Here is a 551-nt window from a genome sequence, read left to right as displayed (position 1 = left end):
CTCTTGGGACCCAACGGCGCCGGCAAGACGACGCTGATTTCCTGCCTTGCCGGTTTGGTTCGCCCGGATCGAGGCCAATTGAGCGTGATGGGTTGCGATGTGCTTGGCGACTACCGCGAGGCGCGTCGTCGACTCGGTGTGGTGCCACAGGAACTGGTTTTCGATCCCTTTTTTTCCGTGCGCGAGACATTGCGCATTCAGTCGGGCTACTTCGGAATTCGCAACAACGACGACTGGATAGACGAGATTCTTGCGAATCTAGACCTTACCGCCAAGGCCGCTACCAATATGCGACGACTTTCGGGCGGCATGAAGCGGCGGGTGCTCGTCGCGCAGGCGCTCGTTCACAAGCCCCCGGTAATCGTACTCGACGAGCCGACGGCAGGCGTTGACGTCGAACTGCGCCAGGGGCTGTGGCAGTTCGTGCAGCGACTCAATCGCGAAGGGCATACGGTCATTTTGACCACACATTATCTTGAAGAGGCCGAGGCGTTGTGTGGGCGCATTGCCATGCTCAAGCAGGGGCGAGTCGTTGCACTTGATTCGACGAG

General features: G+C 59.3%; 1 protein-coding gene. It reads left to right on the top strand.

The genetic code is table 11. From position 1 onward, the window contains the following. Positions 1–551: ABC transporter ATP-binding protein (locus tag PROAA_RS13930; protein ID WP_186411913.1), on the top strand; the 551-nt coding region annotated here is incomplete at both ends.

This window comes from Candidatus Propionivibrio aalborgensis, assembly GCF_900089945.1.
Classification (GTDB): Bacteria; Pseudomonadota; Gammaproteobacteria; order Burkholderiales; family Rhodocyclaceae; genus Propionivibrio; species Propionivibrio aalborgensis.
This window is presented reverse-complemented; position numbering and strand designations above follow the sequence as displayed.